We start from the raw sequence: 23117 nt of genomic DNA, 5'->3' as shown, positions 1-23117 counted from the left end.
CGGTCGCGTGGCCCCGTATGATCCCGCCACGCGTCGGGCGCGGTGTCCGGTCGAACCGCCGCCCACCTGGATCGCCGCTCGGCTCCATACGGTATGAAGGAGCTATGAGCGTTCGCACCCCTGACCCCAACCCGGAACCCGATCTCCCCGGCAATTCCAATCCGGGCTGGCTGTCGGACGTCGAACTCGAGGAGATCCGCCGCCGGCTCCCGCTGCTGTACGTGGAGGCCGTGCCGGTCCGCGTCGACGGCTTCGGCGTCGTCACCGAGGTGGGCGTCCTGCTCCGGGCCACCGCGCTCGGCGAGATGACGCGCACGCTCGTCTCCGGTCGCGTCATGTACGGCGAGACGATCCGCGACGCGCTCTTCCGGCACCTGGAGAAGGACCTCGGTCCGATGGCGTTCCCGTTGCTCCCCGCCTCGCCCGTGCCGTTCCAGGTGGCCGAGTACTTCCCGTTGCCCGGATTGTCGCCGTACTCCGACGACCGGCAGCACGCCGTCGCGTTGGCGTACGTCGTCCCGGTGACCGGTACCTGCGAACCCCGCCAGGACGCGCTCGAACTCACGTGGATGACGCCCGAGGCGGCGTCCTCCGACGCGATCGCCGCCGAGATGGAGGGCGGCCGCGGCACGCTCCTCCGCGCGGCCCTCGCCTCCGTCGGCCGGCTCCGCTAGCCCTTCGACAGGCTCAGGGGTCGGGGACCGGGGTGCGTCAGCGGGTGTAGCGGACCTCGTCGATCATCTCGCCGAGGAACGGCTCGGTCTTGGCTCCACCGTCGAGGACGAACCCGTTGCGCTGGTAGAAGCGGTGCGCACGCGGGTTGTCCGCGGCGACCCACAGGAACGACGGCTGACCGTCGGGGATCGCGGCGTCGAACAGCTGCTGACCGATCCCAGTGCCGTGCCACGCGTCCAGCAGGTAGATGAAGTACAGCTCGCGCTCGCGGGGTGCGTCCTCGTCGCGGGCCGGACCCGAACCGGAGAACCCGACGATCTCGCCGTCGACGAGGGCGGCGAAGTGCGTGTACTCGGGGCCCTGTGCGGCCCAGTGGGTCCAGAGCTCGGCCATGCGACGCGGCGACAGCTTCGCGAGCGTCGCAGCGCTGATGAGGTGGTCGTAGGTCTCGTGCCAGGTGGTGGCGTGGACGCGTCCCAGCGACTCGGCATCGACGTCGCGGACGGGGCGGACGACTGCGTTGACGTTCATGGTGGAACCGTATCCCGAGCGCCCCCGTCTCGCGAAATCGAGCGGGTCCGCGAACCGCGAAGCGCCGCCCACCCTGCGGTGGACGGCGCTTCGTTCGAGCGGTTCGCTGCTAGTTGCCGCTGGACGCGCGACGGTTGGTCCGGGGACGCGAGGACTCGGCGGGAGCGCCTGAGTTCGCGGCGTAGCCGGTGCTGTAGTGCGTGCGGCTGCCACCGGTGGCGGCACCCGCACGGGCACCGCCCGAGCGACCGGCGCCGGAGCGCTGTCCGCCCTGACCACCGTTGCCGCCGGCGGGACGACCGCCACGACGACCGCCGCCGCCCTGGCCTCCCTCGCGGGGAGCGCTGTCGCGGCTCGCGCCGGCACGGGCGCCGTCGCGGTCGCGGTGACCGTTGCCGAGGCCGTTGCCGTCGCGGGCTGCGCGCTTGCGCTGCGCGTTGGCGCCCTGTGAGCGACCGCCGCCACCCTGCTGCTGCACGGCCGCGCGCGGCGCCGGCTTCACGTAGGGGGCGACGTCGCCGATGAGCTCGAGGACCGCCGGGGAGGTCGCGGTGACCGCCTGCGGGGTGACGGTGATCTCGGCCTTGCGGAGGAGCTTCTTGAGGTCGTCCATCTGGCCGGGGATCGCGAGGGTCACGACGTCACCGGCGCTGCCCGCGCGAGCCGTTCGGCCCGAGCGGTGCAGGTACGCCTTGTGCTCGGTCGGCGGGTCGACGTGGATGACGAGCTCGACATCGTCGACGTGCACACCGCGTGCGGCGACGTCGGTGGCGACGAGGACCTTGGCGGTGCCGGCGCTGAAGGCCGCGAGGTTGCGGTCGCGGGCCACCTGCGAGAGGTTGCCGTGCAGGTCGACTGCGGGGATGCCGGAGTCGGTGAGCTGCTTCGCGAGCTTCTTGGCGTGGTGCTTCGTGCGCATGAAGAGGATGCGACGGCCGCTACCCGAGGCGAGGGCCTGGATGAGGTCCTTCTTCGACTCGACCGAGGGGGTCGTGAAGACGTGGTGGGTCATCGCGGCGACGGGCGAGTTCGCCTCGTCGACGGAGTGGAGCACCTCGTTCTGCAGGAACTTGCGGACGAGCTTGTCCACGCCGTTGTCGAGCGTCGCGGAGAACAGCAGACGCTGCCCGCCGCGAGGCGTCTTGTCGAGGATGCGCGTGACGACCGGCAGGAAGCCGAGGTCGGCCATGTGGTCGGCCTCGTCGAGGACCGTGATCTCGACGGCGTCGAGGTTCACGAAGCCCTGCTTCATGAGGTCCTCGAGACGGCCGGGGCAGGCGATGACGATGTCGACGCCGGCGCGGAGCGCCTCTTCCTGACGCTTCTGCGAGACGCCGCCGAAGATCGTGGTGGTCTTCAGCGAGTAGGCGTCGGCCAGCGGCTGCATGACCGCGGCGATCTGGGTGGCGAGCTCGCGGGTCGGGGCGAGGACGAGTCCGAGCGGGCGACCCGGACGGCGCTTGCCGCCGGCGAGGGCGCCGCCGAGACGGGCGACCATCGGGATGCTGAAGGCGAGGGTCTTGCCGGAGCCGGTCTTGCCGCGGCCGAGGACGTCGCGTCCGCCGAGGGTGTCGGGGAGCGTGTCGATCTGGATGGGGAACGCACTCGTCTTGCCGTCCTTCGCGAGGGAGGCGACGAGTGGTGCCGGGACGCCGAGGGCGTCGAAGGTGATGGTTGCTTCGGTCATGGGTGTGTGTCTCTTTCAGGCACGGCCACGAGCTTCGATGACGGCTGCCGGCGCACTCGTGTGCGGTAGCGGGCACTGCCGGGATGACCACGCACGTGATGACTCACGTGGATGGTACGGCGTGCTTCCGTCGGCGTCGTCGCTGGTGGGAGGTGGCGAAGGCGCAGGTCGCGCATCCGTTCGCCGTATGAAGTGTCATCGACCCTGGCATGCACCGCTGGGTGCCGTGCAGGGGAGAGAGGGAGCGTTCTACGACGCAAGCGAGTACCGCACCGGATGGCGCGATCGCACGCAAGTTCCTCAAGCGTAGCGCATCAGGCGAGGAGTCTGCTGGGAGTGGCGCGTTACGGCTGTGTTTCCATCTCCTGGAATCGGTCGTCGGCGCTTGACAGTCCGCTGGAGCGGGTGAGTAATGTGTCACCCACCACAAACCCGGATCCGTGTACTGTGTCACACGGTACAGAAAGGCCTGTCGCCCATGAGCTTCGACGAAGACGCCCGAGCAGCGAGCTCCGCGGTGCGCGCGGGAGGCCACTACGCCGCCGTCGCACCGATCGCCGGAGTCCGCATCCCGCTGGGCGCCGGACAGGTCACGCTGGGCGACGGCGAACTCGGTGCGTGGCAGCGTCGGAACCGGGGCGCCACCGTCCCGCACTCGATCGAGCAGCTCCGCCTCGCGGGCAACCTCGACAACCTCGCCCGGATCGCCGACCCCGGCGACGGCACGTCACGCTTCCGCGGGCGCTACCCGTTCCTCGACACGGACGTCTTCAAGACCCTGGAAGGCCTCGCCTACCTGCTCGCCGAGGACGAGGCCGTCGGCGCGGCACCCGGCGATGTCCGCGACTTCTACGAGGAGGCCGTCGGCGTCATCGAAGCCGCGCAGCGGGAGGACGGGTACCTCAACTCCTACTTCCAGGCTCCGGAGATCGAGAAGGAACCCTGGGAGGACCTCGCCTGGGGCCACGAGTTGTACAACCTCGGGCACCTCATCCAGGCGGCGATCGCCGCGAAGCGTCGTCTCGGCGACGACCGTCTGCTGAACGTCGCCCGGGCCTTCGCCGACCTCGCCGTCGAACGGTTCGGACCGGACGGCGACCCGCAGGTGTGCGGGCACCCCGAGGTCGAGATGGCCCTGGTCGAGCTGTTCCGTGAGACCGGCGTGCGGTCCTACCTCGAGCTCGCGACCGCGTTCGTCGACCGCCGCGGCCACGGCACGGTCGAGCTCCGGGTCTTCCCCGCCGAGTACTTCCAGGACTCGGCCCCACTGCGCGACCTCGACTCCGTGACCGGACACGCCGTCCGCATGGCGTACCTGGCCGCCGGAGCGACCGACGTCGCCCTCGAACACGGCGACCAGGAACTGCTCGCGTCGCTGCAGCGGCTCTGGGACGACATGGTGGAGACGAAGCTCTACCTCACGGGCGGCCTCGGGAGCCGACACTCCGACGAGGCGATCGGCGACCGCTACGAGCTGCCGTCCGAACGCTCCTACAGCGAGACGTGCGCCGCGATCGCCGTGATGCAGTGGGGCTGGCGCCTGTACCTCGCGACCGGGTCGGCGGCCGTCCTCGACACCGTCGAGACCGTCCTCTACAACGCCTACGCCGCCGGCCTCTCCGCGGACGGCACGGCCTTCTTCTACGACAACCCGCTGCAGCGTCGCCCCGACCACCTGCAGCGGTCGGGGGCGGAAGCGGACGGCGAACTCCTCAGGCGGAGCTGGTTCGGGTGCCCGTGCTGCCCGCCGAACATCGTGCGCTGGACCGCGGAGCTGCAGGACCACCTCGCGACGTCGACTCCCGCCGGTGTCGAAGTCGCGCACCTCACCGCGGCGTCGATCACGACCGAGCGGCTCTCCGTCACCGTCGACACCGCGTACCCGTGGGACGGAGCGGTCACCGTGACGGTGGACACCGCCGCCGACGACGAGGTCGAGCTCGCGATCCGCATCCCCGCGTGGGTCGTCGGAGGTTCCATCCGCGTGGGTGGATCGGCCGCGCCGCTCGAACCCGTCGACGGATGGATCCGGGTCCGGCGCTGGTGGCGTGCGGGCGACACCCTGGAACTCGACCTCCCGATGCCCGTCCGGGCGCACGGCGCGCACCCCTCCGTCGACGCCCTCCGCGGCTCGATCGCCTTCGCCCGCGGACCGATCGTCTCCTGCGCCGAGCAGCAGGACACGACGGCGGACCTCGACCTCCTGCGGTTCTCCGGAGCCGACGCGGATCTCGCGGTCGTCGAGCACCGTCGGATCCTGGCCCGGGAGGGGATCGACGCCGTCGCACTCCTCGTCCCGGCGGCCGTCGACGCTCCCGCTCCGGCCGTGCTCTACCCGGTCCTCTCCGGTGCGCCCGAGGCCGAGCCCGCCGCGGCACCGCTCGTCGATGTCGCGACGACAGCCGCGGCGACGCAGACCACCGCGACCCTCATCCCCTACGCCCTCTGGGGCAACCGCGAACCGGGCGCCATGCGCGTCTGGTTCCGCGCCCGCTGACCTCCTCCCGTCCCCGACCCCGCTCCACCCTCTCCACCCGCGGGCGACCCGCCCGATCGACACGAAAGCAGAGCGTCATGAAGCAACGATTCTCCATCCCCGCCCTCGCGGCGGCGGCCGTCCTCCTCCTCGCGGGGTGTACCTCCGCGGGTTCGGGCTCGGGAGGTGACGGACCGTCCAGCACCCCGGTGAAGGGCGGCACGGTCGACGTCCTCTTGAACGCGGACTTCTCGCACCTCGACCCGGTCCAGGGCTTCGACGGCGGCGTGAACAACTTCTACCGTCTGATCTACCGCACGCTGACGACGCAGTCCACGGGCGAGGGCGCCAAGGGCACCGAGATGGTCCCCGACCTCGCGACCGACCTCGGCACGGTGAGCGACGACGGCCTCCAGTGGACGTTCACGCTCAAGGACGACCTGAAGTTCGAGGACGGCACGCCGATCACGAGCAAGGACGTGAAGTTCGGCGTCGAGCGCTCCTTCGACCCGGCCATCGCCGTCGGATCGCCCTACGCCCGCCTCACGATCGCCGGCACGGACTCGTATGAGGGCCCGTACATCACGGGTGACCTGCCGTCCATCCAGACGCCGGACGACCAGACCATCGTCTTCACGCTCAAGGAGCCGTTCGCCGACTTCGCGAGCGTCGTCGGGCAGAACAGCTTCACACCCTTCCCAGCCGACACCGAGCGGGTGACGACGACGAGCCTCGACAAGATGCCGATCGCCTCCGGCCCCTACAAGGTCGACAGCTACGAGCGCGGTTCGCAGCTGAAGCTCGTCCGCAACGACTCGTGGGACCCGAAGACGGACGACGTCCGCAAGGCCTACCCGGACGGCTTCGACTTCACCTTCGGTCTCGACGCCTCGACCATCGACGAGCGCATGATCGCCGGCCAGGGTGACGACGCGAACGCGATCGCCGGGTCCGTCCAGGCGGCCTCCATCTCCCGGATCCAGACGCCGGCCCTCAAGGCACGCACCATCGCCGGTCTCCAGGGCTGCACCACGTACATGGGTCTGAACACGACCAAGCCGAACATGGACAACCCGCTGGTCCGCCAGGCCATCGCCTACGCCATCGACCGCGAGTCGGTGAAGGACGCCTCGGGCGGGTCGCAGCTCGCGGACATCGCGACCACCATGCTGCCGCCCACCGTCGCCGGTCACACCGAGTTCGACCTCTACCCGAGCAAGGACAACGCCGGCGACCCGGAGAAGGCCAAGGAACTCCTCGCCGAGGCGGGCCTGCCCGACGGCTTCTCCTTCACACTCGACATCCGCAGCCAGCCCAAGATGCAGGCGCAAGCCGAGGCGGTGCAGCAGGCGCTCGCGAAGGCCGGCATCACGGTGAACTTCAACCTCATCGACACCTCGACCTACTACGAGGTCATCGGCACGACGTCGCAGCAGAACGACGCCGCCATCACCGGCTGGTGCCCGGACTGGGCCTCAGGCTCGACCTTCCTGCCGCCGCTCTTCGACGGTTCGCAGATCTTCCCGAAGGGCAACTCGAACATCGCGCAGCTGAACGACCCCGCCGTCAACGAGCGCATCGCCGAGATCCGCGCGATGACCGACACCGACGAGGCCAACGCCGCCTGGGGCGCGCTCGACGAGCAGATCCAGAAGCTCGTACCGACGGTGCCGCTGCTGTTCGAGAAGACGGTCATGGTCGTCGGAGCCAACGTCGCGGGTGCGTACTCGCACGCCGGGTACTCCGGTGGCATCGACTACGTGTCCGTCGGCCTGTCCTCGGCCGGCGAGTAGTCGGAAAGCCGGTAGCCGCAGATGTCGTCGTCCGTTCCCAGTGAGCTGACCACCGTCGCCGAGGAGGTGGGTGCGCCGGTCGGTGCGCCCACCCCCGCGCGGCGGGTGATCGCCACCCTCCGTTCCAGCCCACCGGTGCTGCTCAGCGTCGCGTTCATCGTGCTCGTCGTGCTGCTCGCGATCCTCGCCCCACTGATCACCGCGATCAGCGGCTGGGGTCCGTACACCTTCGACAAGTCGGCGGTGGACTCCGACCTCGGCGGCGTACCGATCGGCAACCTCGGCGGGATCTCCGCCGAGCACTGGTTCGGGGTCGAACCCGGGAACGGACGCGACATCTTCGCGCGCATCGCCTTCGGTGCGCAGGTGTCGCTGTCGATCGCCGTCTCGGCGACCATCGTCACCACCGTGCTCGGCGTGGTGCTCGGCATGCTCGCCGGCTTCTACGGCGGGTGGGTCGACCAGGTCGTCTCCCGCGTCATGGACTTCCTCATGGCGTTCCCGTCGCTCATCTTCATGATCGCGCTCCTGTCGGCCCTGCCCGCCGGCAACCGACCGGTCCTGCTCGTCGTGGTGCTGAGCCTCTTCGGCTGGCCGTACACCGCCCGGGTGGTGCGCGGTCAGGCGATGTCGCTGCGGACGAGCGAGTTCGTCGAATCGGCGCGTGCGTCGGGCGCCGGGGGCATCCGCATCGTCTTCCGCGAGATCCTGCCGAACCTCCGCGGCACCATCATCGTCCTGGCCACCCTCGCCGTTCCCGGTTACATCGGCACGGAGGCTGGCCTCTCCTTCCTCGGCGTCGGCGTCACCCCGCCCACGCCCAGCTGGGGCCAGATGATCGCGACCGCGGTCGGCTGGTACGCGGTCGACCCGATGTACTTCCTGATCCCCGGCACCTTCCTGTTCCTCACGGTGCTGTCCTTCACCGTGCTCGGCGACCGCCTGCGCAAGGCCCTCGACTCGGGAGACGCCGCCTCATGACCCTCTACCTCCTGCGCCGCATCGCGTCGGCGATCGGCATCCTGCTGCTCATCAGCCTCTTCACCTACGCCATCTTCTTCCTGCTGTCGCCCGACCCGGCGGTGCAGATCTGCGGCAAGACCTGCACCCCCGACCGCATCGACCAGATCCGGGCGCAGCTCGGGCTCGACCAGCCGTTCTGGCAGCAGTACCTCGAATTCATCCGGGGGATCGTCATGGGCCGGAGCTACGGGGAGGGTGCCTCGGCGGTCTCCTGCGCGGCGCCGTGCCTCGGCTTCAGCTTCCAGACGAACGAGTCCGTCATGGACATGATCACCGCGCGCTTCCCCGTGACCGCGACGGTCGCGATCGGTGCGGCGGTCCTCTGGCTGCTCGTCGGCGTCAGCGGTGGCCTGCTCAGCGCCGTCAAGCAGGGGACCGGCTGGGACCGTGGGGCGATGATGGTCGCGCTCGCCGGCATCAGCCTGCCGAACTACTTCCTCGCGCTCCTCCTGCAGTACGTCCTCGTGGTGCAACTGCAGATCCTGCCGTTCCCGCAGGCCGTACCGTTCGCCGAGGACCCGGTGCGCTGGTTCCAGAACTACCTCATGCCGTGGATCGTGCTCGCCCTCGGCTACGCGTCGATGTACGCGAGGCTCGTCCGGTCGAACGTCATCGACACCCTCGGTGAGAACTTCATGCGGACCGCCCGGGCGAAGGGCCTGCCCGCGCCGCTCATCCTGCGCCGCCACGCGCTGCGCCCGGCGCTCACCCCCGTCGTCACGCTCTTCGGCATGGACTTCGCGGGCCTCCTCGGTGGCGCCCTCATCACCGAGACGGTGTTCGGACTGAACGGCGTCGGCAAGCTCGCCGCCGACTCGATCGCGAAGAACGACCAGCCGGTCATCATGGGCGTCACCCTCCTGGCCGCGTTCTTCGTGGTCATCGGCAACGTCGTGGTCGACGTCGCGTACACGTTCCTCGACCCGAGAGTGAGAGTGAAGAGCGCATGAGCCCCACCGTCACCAGGACCATCTCCCTGCCCGTCCCCGGGGCGGCGCTGCTCGAGGTCGACGACCTCACGGTCACCTTTCCGACCACCTCCGGTGACGTCGACGTGGTGCGGAAGGCGTCGTTCGCGGTTCAGCACGGCCAGACCCTCGGCATCGTGGGCGAGTCCGGCTCCGGCAAGTCCATGACCTCGCTCGCGATCATGGGACTGCTCCCGAACGGCGGGCGCACGACCGGCAGCGTCCGACTGAGCGGACACGAGCTCGTCGGGCGCAGCGACCGTGAGATGCGCCGCGTGCGCGGCGACCGGATCGCGATGGTCTTCCAGGATCCGCTCTCCTCGCTCAACCCGTACTACACCGTCGGACTGCAGATCGAGGAGGCGTACCGCGCCCATCGCGGCGGTTCCCGGAAGGCCGCCAGGGCCGTCACGATCGAAGCCCTCGAACGGGTCCGCATCGCGGACGCCTCCCGGCGCGTCGACCACTACCCGCACCAGTTCTCGGGCGGCATGCGGCAGCGCATCATGATCGCCATGGCGCTCTGCCTGGAACCCGACCTGCTCATCGCGGACGAACCGACGACAGCACTCGACGTCACCGTCCAGGCGCAGATCCTCGACCTCCTCTCCGAACTGCAACGGGAGACCGGCACCGGCATGATCTTCATCACCCACGACCTCGCCGTGGTCAGTCAGGTCGCCGACGACGTGCTCGTCATGCGTGGCGGCGACCCCGTCGAGATGGGCACCGCCGAGCAGATCTTCTCCCGGCCGCAGGCGCCGTACACCCGTGCACTGCTCGACGCCCTGCCGCGGATCGACGACCCGTTCTCCGAGCGGCCGACGGCACCCGCCACGACCGGAGAGGGACGGGCATGAACGACGCACCAGTGCTCCTGCAAACCACCGGGCTCACGAAGGACTTCACGACCAGGGGTGACGGGGCGTTCCGCGCACGCACCACCCGGTTCCGCGCCGTCGACGACGTCGGGTTCGCCGTCCGCGCCGGCGAGACGCTCGGCATCGTCGGGGAGTCGGGCAGCGGCAAGTCGACGACCGCGCGGATGATCGCGAAGCTCATCGAACCGACCGCCGGCACGATCACCTTCGACGGCGAGGACGTCACCACCGCGCGTGGCCCGGCGCTCGCCGCGTTCCGGACGAAGGTGCAGGTCGTCTTCCAGGACCCGTTCTCCTCCCTGAACCCCCGGCACACCGTCGAGCGCATCGTGTCGGCACCGCTCGACTACCAGGGCATCACCCCGAAGCAGGGCAAGCGCGCCCTCGTGCGCGACCTGCTCGACCGCGTCGGCCTGAACCCCGACCACCTCCAGCGCTATCCGCGGCAGTTCTCGGGCGGCCAGGCCCAGCGCATCGGGATCGCCCGGGCGCTCGCCGTCTCCCCGAAGCTCGTCATCTGCGACGAGGCGGTGTCGGCGCTCGACGTGTCGGTGCAGGCACGCATCATCGACCTGTTGCGGGACCTGCAGGCCGAGCGCGGCCTGAGCTACCTGTTCATCGCGCACGACCTCGCCGTCGTGCGGCAGATCGCCCACGACGTCGCCGTCATGCACCGGGGCAAGGTGGTCGAGCAGGGTGACCGCGAGGCGATCTTCGACCACCCGCAGGACGACTACACGAAGACCCTGCTCGCCGCCGTGCCCTCCATCGACCCGAGCTGGGAGGCCGCGCGTGCCACCATGCTCGGACAGGAGCGGACGCACGGATCGACCGCCGGAAGGACAGAGGCATGACCCACCGCACCACCACCTCCCTGCTGCCGGGGATCCACGTGACCGACCACACGGTCGACGTCCCGCTCGACTGGCGGCGCCCCGACGACGGCCGCACGATCAGCCTGTTCGCCCGCGAACTCGTCGACCCTCTGCGTCGCGACGAGCAGCTCCCGGTCCTCGTGTTCCTCCAGGGCGGACCGGGCGGCAAAGGCCCGCGTCCGGTGTCCAGAGACGGCTGGGTCGCCGAGGCCCTCCGCACCTTCCGGCTCGTGCTGCTCGACCAGCGCGGCACCGGCCGGAGCACCAGGATCGACGGCCGGTCCATCGCGGCCGTCGGTGACGCTGCCGCACAGGCCGAGTACCTGGAACGCTTCCGGGCCGACTCGATCGTCGACGACGCCGAGTACCTGCGCCGCACCGTCTTCGGTGGCCGTCGCTGGTCGACGCTCGGTCAGAGCTACGGCGGGTTCCTCACCCTCACCTACCTCTCGCGAGCCCCGGAGGGACTGGCCGCCTGTTACGTCACGGGCGGTCTGGCAGGCATCCACCCGTCGGCGGCTGAGGTCTACCGCCGCACCTATCCGCGCGCGGAGCGCAAGAACCGGGCCTTCGCCGAGCGGTACCCCCAGGACGTCGACACCGTCGCGCGGATCGCCGACCGACTCGCCGCCGATGAGGTGCTCCTGCCGGACGGCGACCGACTCACCGTGCGGCGCTTCCAGAACCTCGGGATCGACTTCGGGATGAAGCCCGGTTACGAGCGTCTCCACTGGCTGCTCGACGAGGCGTTCGACAGTGGCGACCGCTTGAGCGACACCTTCCTGGCGCAGGTCTGGGGGAGGACGTCCTACGTCGACAACCCCCTCTTCATCGCCCTGCAGGAGAGCATCTACGGTGCCACCGGCTCGGGGGCGACCGCGTGGGCGGCGCAGGCCGAGCGCGATGCACGGCCGGCGTTCGCCGAGACGGCCAGGCCGCTGCTGTTCACGGGCGAGATGGTCTACCCCTGGATGTTCGAGGAGATCCGCTCGCTCCGACCCTTCCAGGGCGCGGTGGAGCGACTAGCGGCCAAGGCCGACTGGGACCCGCTGTACGACCCCGCTGTCCTGGAGGCGAGCACGGTGCCGCTCGCCGCGGCCGTGTACTACGACGACATGTACGTGGACGCGCAGCTGCAGTTGGAGACGGTCGACGCGGTCGGCGGGGCGACCGCCTGGGTCACGAACGAGTACGAGCACGACGGGATCCAGGACGCCGCCGTGGTGCGCCGCCTGTTCTCGATGGTGGACGAGCGCGGCGGCCGTCGCGCGGATGAGGAGCAGGCATGACCGACACACAGCAGCAGGCACCCGAGCAGACGGCGGGCCTCGCGTCGGCGACCACGGAGGCACCCGCCACGTCCATGCCGCGCCCGGCGAACCCGGACCCGAAGCTGCCCCGTCTGGCCGAGGTGCCGGCGTTCCGCGAGTTCCTCAGCACCGGCTGGGGCACCCCCGACCGCACGCCGCCGGTCGAGCCCGGGATCGCCGCAGCCGCAGCCGAGCACCGTCGTCGGTTGAGCGAGGCCTTCGTCGGGCAGACGCTCGTCGTCGCCGCCGGTCGCGCGCCCGTCCGGGCCAACGACTCGAACTACGACTTCCGCCCAGACAGCGACTTCTTCTGGCTCACCGGCTGCTCCGCCGAGGACGCGGTCATCGTGCTGCGTCCGAGCGGCACCGGTCACGACGCGACGTTGTACATCCCGGCACCGGCGCACCCGGGCGAGACCGGGTTCTTCGCCGACGCCAACCACGGCGAACTCTGGGTCGGTTCGGCGCCGGGGCCGGCCGACTGGTCCGCGGTCCTCAACCTCCGGGTCGAGGTGCTCGCCGCGCTGCCCGACGCGCTCCGAGGCGTCGAACGACCACTCCTCGCGGGGACCCTGACCTCGCGGCATCGTGCGCTCGAGCCGCTGACGGTCGCGCCGGAACTCGGCCGCGTGCTCTCGGAACTGCGCATGATCAAGGACGACTGGGAGATCGCGGAGCTGCGGCGGGCGGTCGACGCGACCGTCGGCGGGTTCTCCGCCGTGATCCGGGAGCTGCCGACGGCCCTCGCCGGCGGCGGTGAGCGTTGGCTCCAGGGGACCTTCGACCGGCACGCCCGCACCACGGGGAACGGCCCCGGCTACTCGACCATCGTCGGCAGCGGTGCGCACGCACCCACGCTCCACTGGGTGCGCTGCGACGGCCCGGTCCGCCCCGAGGACGCGATCCTGCTCGACATGGGCGTGGAGACGCGTGCGTTCTACACGGCGGACGTCACCCGCACCTTCCCCGTCTCGGGCACCTTCAGTCCGGAGCAGCGTCGCGTCCACGACCTCGTCGAAGCGTCCCACCGCGCCGGGATGGCCGCCGTCCGCCCGGGCCGCGACTTCACCGACTTCCACCACGCGGCCATGGAGGTCATCGCGCAGGGACTCCACGACTGGGACCTCCTGCCGGTGTCCGTCGACGAGGCTCTGAGCCCGGTCGGGCAACAGCACCGGCGGTACCTCGTGTGCGGCATCGGTCACCACCTCGGCCTCGACGTCCACGACTGCGCGAAGTCCTCCTACGAGGCCTACCAGGGTGGCTCGATGGCCCCCGGTATGGTCCTCACGGTCGAGCCGGGGCTGTACTTCCACGCCTTCGATGAGACGGTTCCACCGGAACTGCGCGGCATCGGCGTCCGGCTCGAGGACGACCTCCTCGTGACGGCCGACGGCGCCGAGGTGTTGTCGGATGCGCTGCCCATCGACGCGTCGGGCATCGAAGCGTGGATGCGCGCCCAGTAACCTGAGCGGACCGTGGTGGGAGACGAAGGATGGGAGTCGCGATGAGCATGTCGGCGATCCGACCGGCCGAGGAACGGCTGAGCCTGCGGGCGCAGGTGGAGCGGGCGGTGTCCGCGGCGATCATCTCGGGCGAGCTCGCGCCGGGGACGATGATCTCGGTACCGACGCTGGCGGTGCAGTTCAACGTCTCGGCGACGCCCGTCCGTGAAGCGATGCTCGATCTCGAGAAGCGCGACTTCGTGGAGGCGGTCCGGAACAAGGGGTTCCGTGTCACGGTCGTCAGCGAGGCCTCGCTCCGCAACACGGCGCAGATCCGCCAGCTCCTCGAGCCGCCCGCGATGGCGGACCTGGCGGAGGTCTTCGACCACGGGTCGCTGCCCGAGCTCCGGCAGCAGGCTGACGACATCGTGGCCGGTGCCCGCGACGGCGACCTGACCCGGTACCTCGAAGCCGACCAGGCGTTCCACCTCGCGCTCACCGCGAAACTCGGCAACCCGCTGCTCGTCGAGCTCGTCGCGGACCTCCGCGGACGTACCCGCCTCGTGGGGTTGGCAGCCATGCTCGATTCGCAGCAGCTCGACCGCTCGGCCGTGGAGCACCACGAGCTCCTCGACGCCCTCGAGCGGGGTGACGGGGCCGCCGCTCGCGAGCTCATGCACCGACACATCGGGCACACCACCGGCTGGTGGGCCGGCAAGCCGGAATCCGACGCCGAGTAGCCCCTGGCGTGCGTGCGCGGACCTCGACCAGGATCCGCGATCGCGCACGCTTGCCTGTTCAGTGAATGTGTGACACATTACTGAAAGCCCTTCCCCGCACCGACCGAGAGGACCGCCCATGACCCGCATCGTCATCGTCGGCGCCGGCATCGTCGGTGCGGCCTGCGCGCGGATCCTCGCCCGCCGCGGCGCCGAGGTCGTCGTATTGGACCGTTCGGCGGCCGCCGGCGGTACGAGCGGCTCGGGGGAGGGGAACCTGCTCGTCTCCGACAAGGGGCCCGGCCCCGAACTCGACCTCGCCCGGTACGCTTCACGCCTCTGGCCCGTCGTCACCGCCGAACTCAGTGCCGAACTCGGACCGACCTTCCCGAGCATCGAGTTCGAGCGCAAGGGCGGCATCGTGGTCGCCACAACCGAGGCCGGCGCGCAGCCGCTGCTCGACTTCGCCGCCGCCCAGCGCGCGGCCGGTGTCGACGCCCGGCCCCTCACCGAGGACGAGTTGCTCGCGGCGGAGCCGTCGATCACCCGCTCCTCCACGGCGGCCGTCCACTATCCCGAGGACGCACAGGTCCAGCCCGTCATCGCCACGGAGGCCCTGCTCGCCTCGGCCCGGCGGGCGGGCGCGATCGTGCGCACCGGCGTCACCGTGACGGGCGGCGTCCGGAGCGCGACCGGTCGCCTCGCGGGTGTCCGGACCTCCGTCGGCGACGTCTCGGGCGATGCGGTCCTCGTCTGCGCCGGTCCGTGGTCGGCCGAGCTCGGCGAGGTGCTCGGGGCACCCGTCCCGGTCCGTCCCCGTCGCGGCATGGTGCTCGTCACCACCCGCATGCCGCACCGCGTGCACCACAAGGTCTACGACGGCGACTACTTCGGGGCCACGCAGTCGAGCGACGCCTCGCTCCAGACCTCGAGCGTCGTCGAGTCGACGGCTGCGGGCACCGTCCTCATCGGATCGAGTCGGCAGCAGATCGGGTTCGACGCGCGCCTCGACGTCGACGTGCTCCGCGAGGTCGCGGCGAAGTCGCTGCGCCTCTTCCCGTTCCTCCGCGACGCCTCGGTCATGCGCAGCTACGGTGGCTTCCGGCCGTACATGCCCGACCATCTCCCGGTCATCGGCCCCGACCACCGCCTGGACGGCCTGTGGCACGCGACGGGCCACGAGGGCGCCGGCATCGGACTGGCCCTCGCGACGGCCGAGCTCATCGCCGCCCGCCTGCTCGGCGGATCGGCCGACCTCGACGACGCCCCGTTCCGACTCGACCGCCCGGGGCTCGCCCCGCACCTGCACGTCGACCGGCCGGCGGAGGTGGCCTGATGGTCTCGAGACGACTGCCCGCGACGAGCGACCGGATCCTGCCCGGCCCGGAGGACGCGCTGCGCATCGACCTCGACGGGACGCCCGTCGACGGACTCCGCGGCCAGACGATCGCCGGTGTCCTGTTGGGTTCCGGCGTCCTCGCCTGGCGCCGCACCAGCGGGGCCGGGAAGCCGCGCGGCGTCTTCTGCGGCATCGGGGTCTGCTTCGACTGCATCGTCACGGTGAACGGCCAGCGGGACGTCCGTGCCTGCCAGCGTCGCGCCGCGGACGGCGACCGCATCGAGACGCAGCACGACGCCCTCCCGGAACCCACGACGGAGAACGACCCGTTCGGGGACCGGACATGAGCGCCCGGCAGCGGGAGGTCGTCGTCGTCGGTGCAGGTCCCGCCGGCCTCCAGGCCGCGCTCGCCGCCCGGGCCCTCGGTGCGTCCGTCACCCTGCTCGACGCCTCGGACGAGCTCGGCGGTCAGTACTGGCGGCACCTGCCGGCCAGCCGGCCGTCTGCGGCCGAGGCCTCGCTGCATCACGGGTTCGAGCGCTTCGTCGCCATGCGCGCGGCGCTCGACGCCGACGACGGCTGCACGGTGATCACCGAGGCGCAGGTGTGGGCGATCGACGTCGACCGCGCCGCCGTCGACCACGGCTCCGACGACGTCTCCGGGGCGACCGGCCTGCGTCTGCACGTCCTGGTCGGACCGCCGGACGGCACCGACCGCACGGCGCTCACCCTCCGGCCGGACGCGCTCGTCCTCGCGACCGGCGCGCACGACCGCACGCTGCCGTTCCCCGGCTGGGACCTCCCCGGCGTCTTCTCGGCCGGTGCCGCCCAGGCCCTCGCGAAGGGCGAGCGCGTCGCCGTCGGTGCGCGGGTGGTCGTGGCCGGCGCCGGACCGTTCCTGCTGCCGGTCGCCGCCTCCTTGACCGCGACCGGATCACGCGTCCTCGGCGTCTACGAGGCCACGACCGTCGGCGGACTCGCCAGGGGCTGGCTCCCCAAGCCCTGGCAGCTGCTCGGCGTGACCGGGAAGGCCGGTGAGCTGCTCGGCTACGTCGGCGGCCACCTCCGTCACCGGATCCCGTACCGCGTCGGCCACGCGGTGGTCGCTGCGCACGGTACGGACCGGGTCGAGCGCGTGACCATCGCCGCCGTCGACGCCGACTGGTCGCCGATCCCCGGGACCGAGCGCACGGTCGACGCGGACGCCGTCTGCGTCAGCCACGGGTTCACCCCACGGCTCGAGCTGCCCGTCGCGGTCGGCTGCGCGCTCACCGAAGCCCGGTTCGTCCAGGTCGACGACGAGCAGCGCACGAGCGTCCCGGCCGTCTTCGCGGCGGGGGAGATCACCGGCATCGGGGGCGTCGACGCCGCGCTCGCCGAGGGCGCGATCGCGGGGCACGCTGCCGCCGGCGGACTCCCCGGTGCCTCCGGGATCCGTGCCGCCGTGAGCCGACGCGACACGTTCCTCGCCTTCGCCGACCGGCTCGAACGCGCCCACGGCATCCGCGCCGGCTGGAGCGACTGGCTCGACGACGACACCACCATCTGCCGCTGCGAGGAGGTCGACTACGGCTCGTTGCGCACGACGGCGACCGCCACCTGCGCGACCGGCCTGCGCTCCCTCAAACTCAGCACGCGCGCCGGGCTCGGGATCTGCCAGGGGCGCATGTGCGGTCGCACCGTCGAGGAGCTCCTCCACCGCGTCGCAGCCGAATCCGGCGGCAGCGGCCTCATCGACGGCGTCTCGAGCGACCGCCGGCCCATCGCCTCCCCGCTGCGCATCGGCGAACTCGCCGCGCAGGCACCGGGACACCCTCCTCACGAACCGCCGTCGACCCCGACGGCCGAACACCCAGGATGACCGACCGGTCTCCGCACCATTCCCTCGGAAAGGAACCACCCATGGCCAAGCAGTTCGACCTCGGCGGCGTCATCGTCGCGACCACCCTCGCGTTCAAGGAGGACGCCTCGGCGCCCGCAGGCCTCGCCGTCGACTACGACCGCTTCGCCGAGCACTGCAACTGGCTCATCGAGAACGGTTGCCGAGGCGTCGGCCCGAACGGCTCGCTCGGTGAGTACTCGTCACTCACGGACGCCGAGCGTCGCAAGGTCATCCAGGTCGCGGTCGACACCGTCGGCGACCGCGGCCTCGTCGTCGCCGGGGTGCACGGCGTCGGCTGGCACCAGGCCCAGCAGTGGGCCGAGTACGCGAAGGAGGACGGCGCGGACGGCGTCCTGCTCCTGCCGCCCACCATCTACCGGGCGAACGACGACGAGGTCATCGAGCACTACAGCCGCGTGGACGAGGTCGGCCTGCCGATCATGGCCTACAACAACCCCATCGACACCAAGGTCGACCTCACGCCCGACCTGCTCGTCGAACTCGCCAAGCTCGAGCACGTCGTCGCCGTGAAGGAGTTCTCGGCCGACATCCGTCGGGTGCTCGAGATCCAGGACAAGACCGACCTCGACGTCATCGCGGGAGCGGACGACCTCCTCTTCGAGTCCCTCGTCGCCGGTGCGGTCGGCTGGTTCGCCGGCTACCCGAACGCCTTCCCGCGCGAGGCCGTCGAGCTGTACACGCTCGTCACCTCCGGTCGCGTCGACGAGGCCCGCACCCTCTACCGCGAGCTCGTGCCCGTCTTCGGGTGGGACTCGAAGACGGAGTTCGTCCAGGCCATCAAGCTGTCGATCGACATCGCCGGCGAGAGCTACGGTGGTCCGACGCGTCCGCCGCGCGGTCCGCTGAACGCGCTCCAGACGGAGCAGGTCACGACGCAGACGCGTCGCGCGCTCGACTACCTCGCGGCACGCTGAGCCTGGTGGCCGACGCGACACCCCGACCACGACCACCAGTCCTGAGAGGCACACCATGAAGTCCTCCCGCATGATCAGTGCGGTCGATTCGCACACCGAGGGCATGCCGACCCGCGTCGTCACCGGCGGGGTCGGCGTGATCCCCGGCGCGACCATGAACGAGAAGCGCCTCCACTTCATGGAGCATCTCGACGACCTGCGGCTCTTCCTCATGAACGAGCCCCGCGGTCACGCGGCGATGAGCGGGGCGATCCTGCAGCCGTCCACGCGTGCGGACTGCGACTGGGGCGTCGTGTACATCGAGGTGTCCGGCTGCCTGCCGATGTGCGGGCACGGCACCATCGGGGTCGCGACGGTCCTCGTGGAGACCGGCATGGTGGAGGTGGTCGAGCCGGTCACGACGATCCGGCTCGACACCCCCGCCGGACTCGTGATCGCGCGGGTCGACGTCAGCGACGGGCACGCCGACCGCGTGACGATCGAGAACGTCCCGAGCTACGTCGACCGCCTCGACGCCACGATCGAGGTGCCCGGTCTCGGCACCGTGCCGTACAGCCTCGCGTTCGGCGGCAACTTCTACGCGATGGTCGACCTCGACGACGTGGGCCTGCCCTTCGACCGCGACCGTCAGCAGGACATCCTCGACACGGGCCTGCGGATCATGGCGGCGATCAACGAGCAGGCGCCGCCCGTGCACCCCGAGATCGCCGGCCTCGACCACTGCCACCACGTCGAGTTCATCGCGCCGGGATCCGACGCTGTGCTGTCCCGGCACGCGATGGCCATCTTCCCGGGGTGGTTCGACCGCTCGCCCTGCGGCACCGGAACCTCGGCCCGCATGGCCGAGCTCTGGGCCCGCGGTGAGCTGCCACTTGATCAGGACTTCGTCAACGAGTCCTTCATCGGCAGCCGGTTCACCGGCCGGCTGATCGCCGAGACGTCGGTGGCGGGCCGGCCGGCCGTCATCCCGACCATCTCCGGTCGGGCCTGGGTCACCGGTATCGGCTCCTACCTCCTCGACCCCGCCGATCCGTTCCCGACCGGCTTCCAGTTCTGAACCACACCATGATCCCGGAGGATCACATGACGACCACGCCAGCCCCCGACGCCCCCATCGCTGAGACCACCCCCGAGCAGCTCGAGGAGGTCCTCCGGGGAGCCGCCGCGGCTGCACCCGCATGGGCCGCGACGCCGGCGGACGCCCGTGCGCGTGCGCTCGTCGCCGTCGCCGACGCCCTGCAGGCCCACGCGGACGAGCTCGTCCCGGTCGGCATGGTCGAGACGGGGCTCGCCGAGGCCCGGCTCCGCGGCGAGCTCCTCCGCACCGCCGTGCAGCTGCGGCTCTTCGTGGAGACGATCGTCGACGGCTCCTACCTCGACGTCCGGATCGACGAGGCCGACCCGGACTTCGCGCTCGGCGCGCGCCCGGAACTCCGCCGCGTCCTCGTGCCGCTCGGCCCGGTCGTGAACTTCGCTGCGAGCAACTTCCCCTTCGCCTTCTCCGTCGCCGGTGGTGACACCGCGTCGATCCTCGCGGCCGGATGCCCGGTGATCCTCAAGGTGCACGACGGGCACCCGCGGCTCTCGCTCGCGACGGCGGCCGTCCTCGAGGCCGCGCTCCGGGCGTCCGGGGCTCCTGACGGCGTCTTCCAGACGATCATCGGCCAGGAGGCCGGCGTCGTCGCGCTGCAGGACGAGCGCGTCCGGGCCGGCTCCTTCACGGGCTCCCTCCGGGCGGGTCGGATCCTCGCCGACCTCGCGGCGGCACGCCCCGTCCCGATCCCGTTCTTCGGCGAGCTCGGCAGCGTCAACCCCGTGTTCGTGACGCAGACGGCCCTCGACGAGTCCGCGGCGACCATCGCGACGGGGTTCGTCACGAGCGTCGCGGGGTCGGCTGGTCAGCTCTGTACGAAACCTGGTTTCGTCTACCTGCCGGACGGCGCGGGGCTCGACGAGTCGATCCGTGAGGCTGCTGCCGCGGTCCCCGAGCACCGACTCCTGAACGACCGCATCACGGCCGGGTACCAGGCGAGGCGCGACACGATCCTCGGCACCGACGGCGTGCGGATCATCGCCGAGGGGTCGCTGCGGGTCGACGAGGACGGCGACGGCTGGGCGACCCCCACGATCGTCGCCGTCTCACTCGACGCGCTGCGGGCCGGTCGGGACGCCCTGCTCGACGAGGCCTTCGGTCCGTTGTCGATCCTCGTTGAAGTCCCGGCCGGTACGGCGCTCGCACCGCTCGTGCCGGAGTTCTGTGAGGGCAACCTGACGGCCACCCTGCACGCCGGTGCCGACGAGACGAGCGACGACCTCGTGGAGCTCGTCCAGCAGCTCTCGGCGCACGCCGGCCGCGTGCTGTTCGGCGGTTGGCCCACCGGCGTCGCGGTCACGCCCGCCATGCAGCACGGCGGACCGTGGCCGGCGACGACGAACGACTCGAGCACCTCGGTGGGGACGGCCGCGATCACCCGTTTCCTGCGGCCGGTCGCGTTCCAGAACATGCCGGACCGGTTCCTGCCCGAGGTGCTGCGATCGTCGGCCACCGGCGTCCCGCGGACGATCGCACCCGCGGGCGAGTCGACGCACTGGGGCGAGGCGGCTCAGCGCTGACGCGCGGCCGGCCGGTCTCCCGGACGGCGAGGCGTCAGATGGCGCCCTCGACCGTGGCGCCGACCTCGTCGTCCTCCTCGTCGTCGGGGAGCGGCGGGTCGTAGGCCCAGCTCGGCGCGAGCGCCTTGATCCGCGCACCGCGCCACTGCCATGTCGCCCACAGCGGGTACCAGTAGAGCGGTGCGATCGCGCCGGTGATCACGAGTCGGTCGCGGTACAGGGTCTTCGTCGGATCCTGCTTGTCGCGGGCGACCGCCATCTGGTGGTCCCACCCGGCGAGCTTGCTGAGCGGCCCGCTGACCGGGTCGCCCTGGTCGTGGAGGATGCGGGTGCCGTCACGGCGCTCGATGAACTCGAGGTCGATGATCTGGTCGCCGACCGGGATCGCGCCGGCGGCCTTCACGCGCACGCGGTGCGCTCCCGGCTCCCAGATGGTGGGGAACCCGTCGGCGTCGAGCGCCTCGAGGCCCATGACGGGGCTGTAGAGCTCCCGCAGGACCGCCGGGGAGCGGAGTGCCCGCCAGGCGACGTCGACATCACAGTCCAGGACGAGTTTCAGCATCACGCGCATGCCTCAGTGTCGCATGTGCGGCTCGGCGGCTGCAGGGGGTGCGCCGGTAGGGAAGACTGTGCCTATGGCTATCCGGTACTGGCTGGGCGTGATCCAGCGGGATCACGTCGTCCTCGGCGTCCGGCAGGGCTTCGTGCAGATCAACCACGGGCAGCGCGGCGGTCTCGACCAGATGCGCGAGTCCGACGGCTTCGTGTACTACTCGCCGAGGGTCAGCACCCCGGACGGCGCGCCGCTCAAGGCGTTCACCGCGATCGGGCGGGTCTCCGACGACACCGTCTACCAGGCGGCCGTGCCTCGACCGGACGGAGCCGATTGGCGGCCCTGGCGGCGGAGTGTCGACTGGTACCCGGACGCGGTCGAGGCGCCCATCCGTCCGATGCTCGCGCTCCTCGACTTCACGAGCTTCACCCGGAACTGGGGTGTCCAGCTCCGTCGGGGGTTCCTCGAGCTGAGTCGTCACGACTTCGAGCTCATCCGTAACGAGATGCGTCCGCCCCACCCCGACGACCGTCGCTTCCCCACCGCCTCCCGCTGACCCCCTCCTGCCCTTGCGCCAGCGCGGTGCGCTGACGTCACCGCGGGTCTGGCGCGTGAGCGCGCCCCTCCGGAGGCCCGCACTCACGTCCGATGACCCGCGCTCGCGTCAGCGCACCGCGCTGGCGCCCGCCCCCACCGAGGTCTTCGGACGCAACAGTCGTGGGGCGGGTGGGTGCGCCTGGATACGATGAACGGGTGAGTACCGCAGCCGCCACCCCGCCGCCCGTCCACCCGCCGCTCGCCCAGACCAAGTACCAGGTCAGGTTCGACTGGGGCGTGGCAGGAGCTGGCCGGGTCGAGGCGGCGGACGTCGCGGTCGTCGTGGACGTGCTCCACGCGACGACCTCCGTCGAGCGGCGCGTGAGCGGTGGGGAGACCGTCGCCGTCGCCGAACTGGACGACCGCGGGGAGACGGCTCAGATCGCGACCCTGCTCGCCGACGCGGGTGCGACGGTCGTCGCCGGGTGCCTGCGCAACCGGTCGGCGGTCGCGGACTGGATCATCGCGAAGCAGGCCGAGCTCGGTCGGCGCACGAGCATCGTCGTCATCGCGGTCGGCGAACTCGACGACACGGCCGAGACCCGGTTCGCCGTCGAGGACCTCTTCGGGGCCGGTGCCGTGATCGAGGCGCTGGGGCTCCGCGGCATCGACTTCACCTCACCGGAGGCCGCTGCCGCCGCCGCCGCGTACGAGGGCCTGCGCAACGGCGTCGGGCACCTGCTGTCCGCGTCCGCCACCGCCCAGCAGCTCGCGCAGGCGGGTGCCACGCAGCACGTCCAGGCGGCACGCGAGGTCGACGTGTCAAGCGTCGTCCCGGTCCTGGACGGAGCCGTGTTCCGGGCGTAGTCTCGGCG

The 23117-nt window shown here is 71.1% G+C and carries 21 protein-coding genes; 18 read left to right on the top strand and 3 right to left on the bottom strand.

The window, feature by feature from the left end:
* The first annotated feature begins 104 nt into the window (after positions 1-104).
* The gene (locus RWN05_RS12110; RefSeq protein WP_064294286.1) at positions 105-674 is read left to right on the top strand and encodes an NUDIX hydrolase family protein; all 570 of its coding nucleotides are present in this window, start codon (positions 105-107) and stop codon (positions 672-674) included.
* 37 nt (positions 675-711) lie between these two features.
* On the opposite strand, the gene RWN05_RS12105 is transcribed toward RWN05_RS12110, so the two are convergent.
* Positions 712-1206, bottom strand: a complete 495-nt coding sequence (locus RWN05_RS12105) for a GNAT family N-acetyltransferase (RefSeq protein ID WP_064294393.1) — start codon at positions 1204-1206, stop codon at positions 712-714.
* A 109-nt stretch (positions 1207-1315) separates the two neighbouring features.
* A complete protein-coding gene (locus RWN05_RS12100) occupies positions 1316-2893 on the bottom strand; it encodes a DEAD/DEAH box helicase (RefSeq protein WP_071259610.1) in 1578 nt (525 codons plus the stop codon).
* Between the two features lie 478 nt (positions 2894-3371).
* Between RWN05_RS12100 and RWN05_RS12095 the strand changes: the two genes are divergently transcribed.
* The 15 genes from RWN05_RS12095 (at position 3372) to RWN05_RS12025 (ending at position 21152) form a co-directional block, all read left to right on the top strand.
* Positions 3372-5390, top strand: a complete 2019-nt coding sequence (locus RWN05_RS12095; RefSeq protein WP_314139696.1) for a beta-L-arabinofuranosidase domain-containing protein — start codon at positions 3372-3374, stop codon at positions 5388-5390.
* Between the two features lie 77 nt (positions 5391-5467).
* Entirely contained in the window at positions 5468-7162 is a 1695-nt protein-coding gene (locus tag RWN05_RS12090) for an ABC transporter substrate-binding protein (RefSeq protein WP_314139694.1), read from the top strand.
* Positions 7163-7207: 45 nt separating this feature from the next.
* Positions 7208-8143, top strand: coding sequence for an ABC transporter permease (locus tag RWN05_RS12085; RefSeq protein ID WP_064294392.1), 936 nt, complete (start codon positions 7208-7210; stop codon positions 8141-8143).
* Entirely contained in the window at positions 8140-9135 is a 996-nt protein-coding gene (locus tag RWN05_RS12080; protein ID WP_064294283.1) for an ABC transporter permease, read from the top strand. The genes RWN05_RS12085 and RWN05_RS12080 overlap by 4 nt, the downstream gene beginning before the upstream one ends.
* Positions 9132-10013 (top strand): ABC transporter ATP-binding protein, encoded by an 882-nt coding sequence (locus RWN05_RS12075; protein WP_121289585.1) that lies wholly within the window; start codon positions 9132-9134, stop codon positions 10011-10013. Before RWN05_RS12080 ends, RWN05_RS12075 begins: the two co-directional genes overlap by 4 nt.
* On the top strand, positions 10010-10888 hold the full coding sequence (locus RWN05_RS12070; RefSeq protein WP_314139693.1) for an ATP-binding cassette domain-containing protein: 879 nt from the start codon (positions 10010-10012) through the stop codon (positions 10886-10888). Before RWN05_RS12075 ends, RWN05_RS12070 begins: the two co-directional genes overlap by 4 nt.
* On the top strand, positions 10885-12198 hold the full coding sequence (locus RWN05_RS12065) for an alpha/beta fold hydrolase (protein WP_079001647.1): 1314 nt from the start codon (positions 10885-10887) through the stop codon (positions 12196-12198). Before RWN05_RS12070 ends, RWN05_RS12065 begins: the two co-directional genes overlap by 4 nt.
* Positions 12195-13685 carry an aminopeptidase P family protein gene (locus RWN05_RS12060; RefSeq protein ID WP_314139691.1) on the top strand — a complete coding sequence of 497 codons (1491 nt, stop codon included), beginning with the start codon at positions 12195-12197 and terminating at the stop codon, positions 13683-13685. The genes RWN05_RS12065 and RWN05_RS12060 overlap by 4 nt, the downstream gene beginning before the upstream one ends.
* A 41-nt stretch (positions 13686-13726) precedes the next feature.
* Positions 13727-14404 (top strand): GntR family transcriptional regulator, encoded by a 678-nt coding sequence (locus RWN05_RS12055; RefSeq protein WP_071259600.1) that lies wholly within the window; start codon positions 13727-13729, stop codon positions 14402-14404.
* A gap of 118 nt (positions 14405-14522) precedes the next feature.
* Complete coding sequence (locus RWN05_RS12050) at positions 14523-15719, top strand: FAD-dependent oxidoreductase (protein ID WP_314139690.1); 1197 nt, start codon at positions 14523-14525, stop codon at positions 15717-15719.
* Positions 15719-16069, top strand: a complete 351-nt coding sequence (locus RWN05_RS12045; protein WP_121289592.1) for a (2Fe-2S)-binding protein — start codon at positions 15719-15721, stop codon at positions 16067-16069. The genes RWN05_RS12050 and RWN05_RS12045 overlap by 1 nt, the downstream gene beginning before the upstream one ends.
* A complete protein-coding gene (locus RWN05_RS12040; RefSeq protein ID WP_071259594.1) occupies positions 16066-17583 on the top strand; it encodes an NAD(P)/FAD-dependent oxidoreductase in 1518 nt (505 codons plus the stop codon). The genes RWN05_RS12045 and RWN05_RS12040 overlap by 4 nt, the downstream gene beginning before the upstream one ends.
* A 41-nt stretch (positions 17584-17624) precedes the next feature.
* Entirely contained in the window at positions 17625-18539 is a 915-nt protein-coding gene (locus RWN05_RS12035) for a dihydrodipicolinate synthase family protein (RefSeq protein ID WP_064294275.1), read from the top strand.
* A gap of 55 nt (positions 18540-18594) precedes the next feature.
* Positions 18595-19596, top strand: coding sequence for a proline racemase family protein (locus tag RWN05_RS12030; protein ID WP_064294274.1), 1002 nt, complete (start codon positions 18595-18597; stop codon positions 19594-19596).
* Between the two features lie 26 nt (positions 19597-19622).
* Positions 19623-21152 (top strand): aldehyde dehydrogenase (NADP(+)), encoded by a 1530-nt coding sequence (locus tag RWN05_RS12025; protein ID WP_314139688.1) that lies wholly within the window; start codon positions 19623-19625, stop codon positions 21150-21152.
* A gap of 34 nt (positions 21153-21186) precedes the next feature.
* On the opposite strand, the gene RWN05_RS12020 is transcribed toward RWN05_RS12025, so the two are convergent.
* Positions 21187-21714 carry a hypothetical protein gene (locus RWN05_RS12020; protein WP_314139687.1) on the bottom strand — a complete coding sequence of 176 codons (528 nt, stop codon included), beginning with the start codon at positions 21712-21714 and terminating at the stop codon, positions 21187-21189.
* A 73-nt stretch (positions 21715-21787) separates the two neighbouring features.
* Here RWN05_RS12020 and RWN05_RS12015 point away from each other — a divergent pair, with 73 nt between their 5' ends.
* Positions 21788-22261 carry an EVE domain-containing protein gene (locus RWN05_RS12015; RefSeq protein ID WP_121289600.1) on the top strand — a complete coding sequence of 158 codons (474 nt, stop codon included), beginning with the start codon at positions 21788-21790 and terminating at the stop codon, positions 22259-22261.
* A gap of 197 nt (positions 22262-22458) precedes the next feature.
* On the top strand, positions 22459-23109 hold the full coding sequence (locus RWN05_RS12010; protein WP_240555694.1) for a 2-phosphosulfolactate phosphatase: 651 nt from the start codon (positions 22459-22461) through the stop codon (positions 23107-23109).
* Positions 23110-23117 lie beyond the last annotated feature (8 nt).

The organism is uncultured Plantibacter sp. (assembly GCF_963518075.1).
Classification (GTDB): domain Bacteria; phylum Actinomycetota; class Actinomycetes; order Actinomycetales; family Microbacteriaceae; genus Plantibacter; species Plantibacter flavus_A.
The sequence above is the reverse complement of the archived record's forward strand: the minus strand, read 5'-3'. Positions and strand labels throughout refer to the sequence as shown.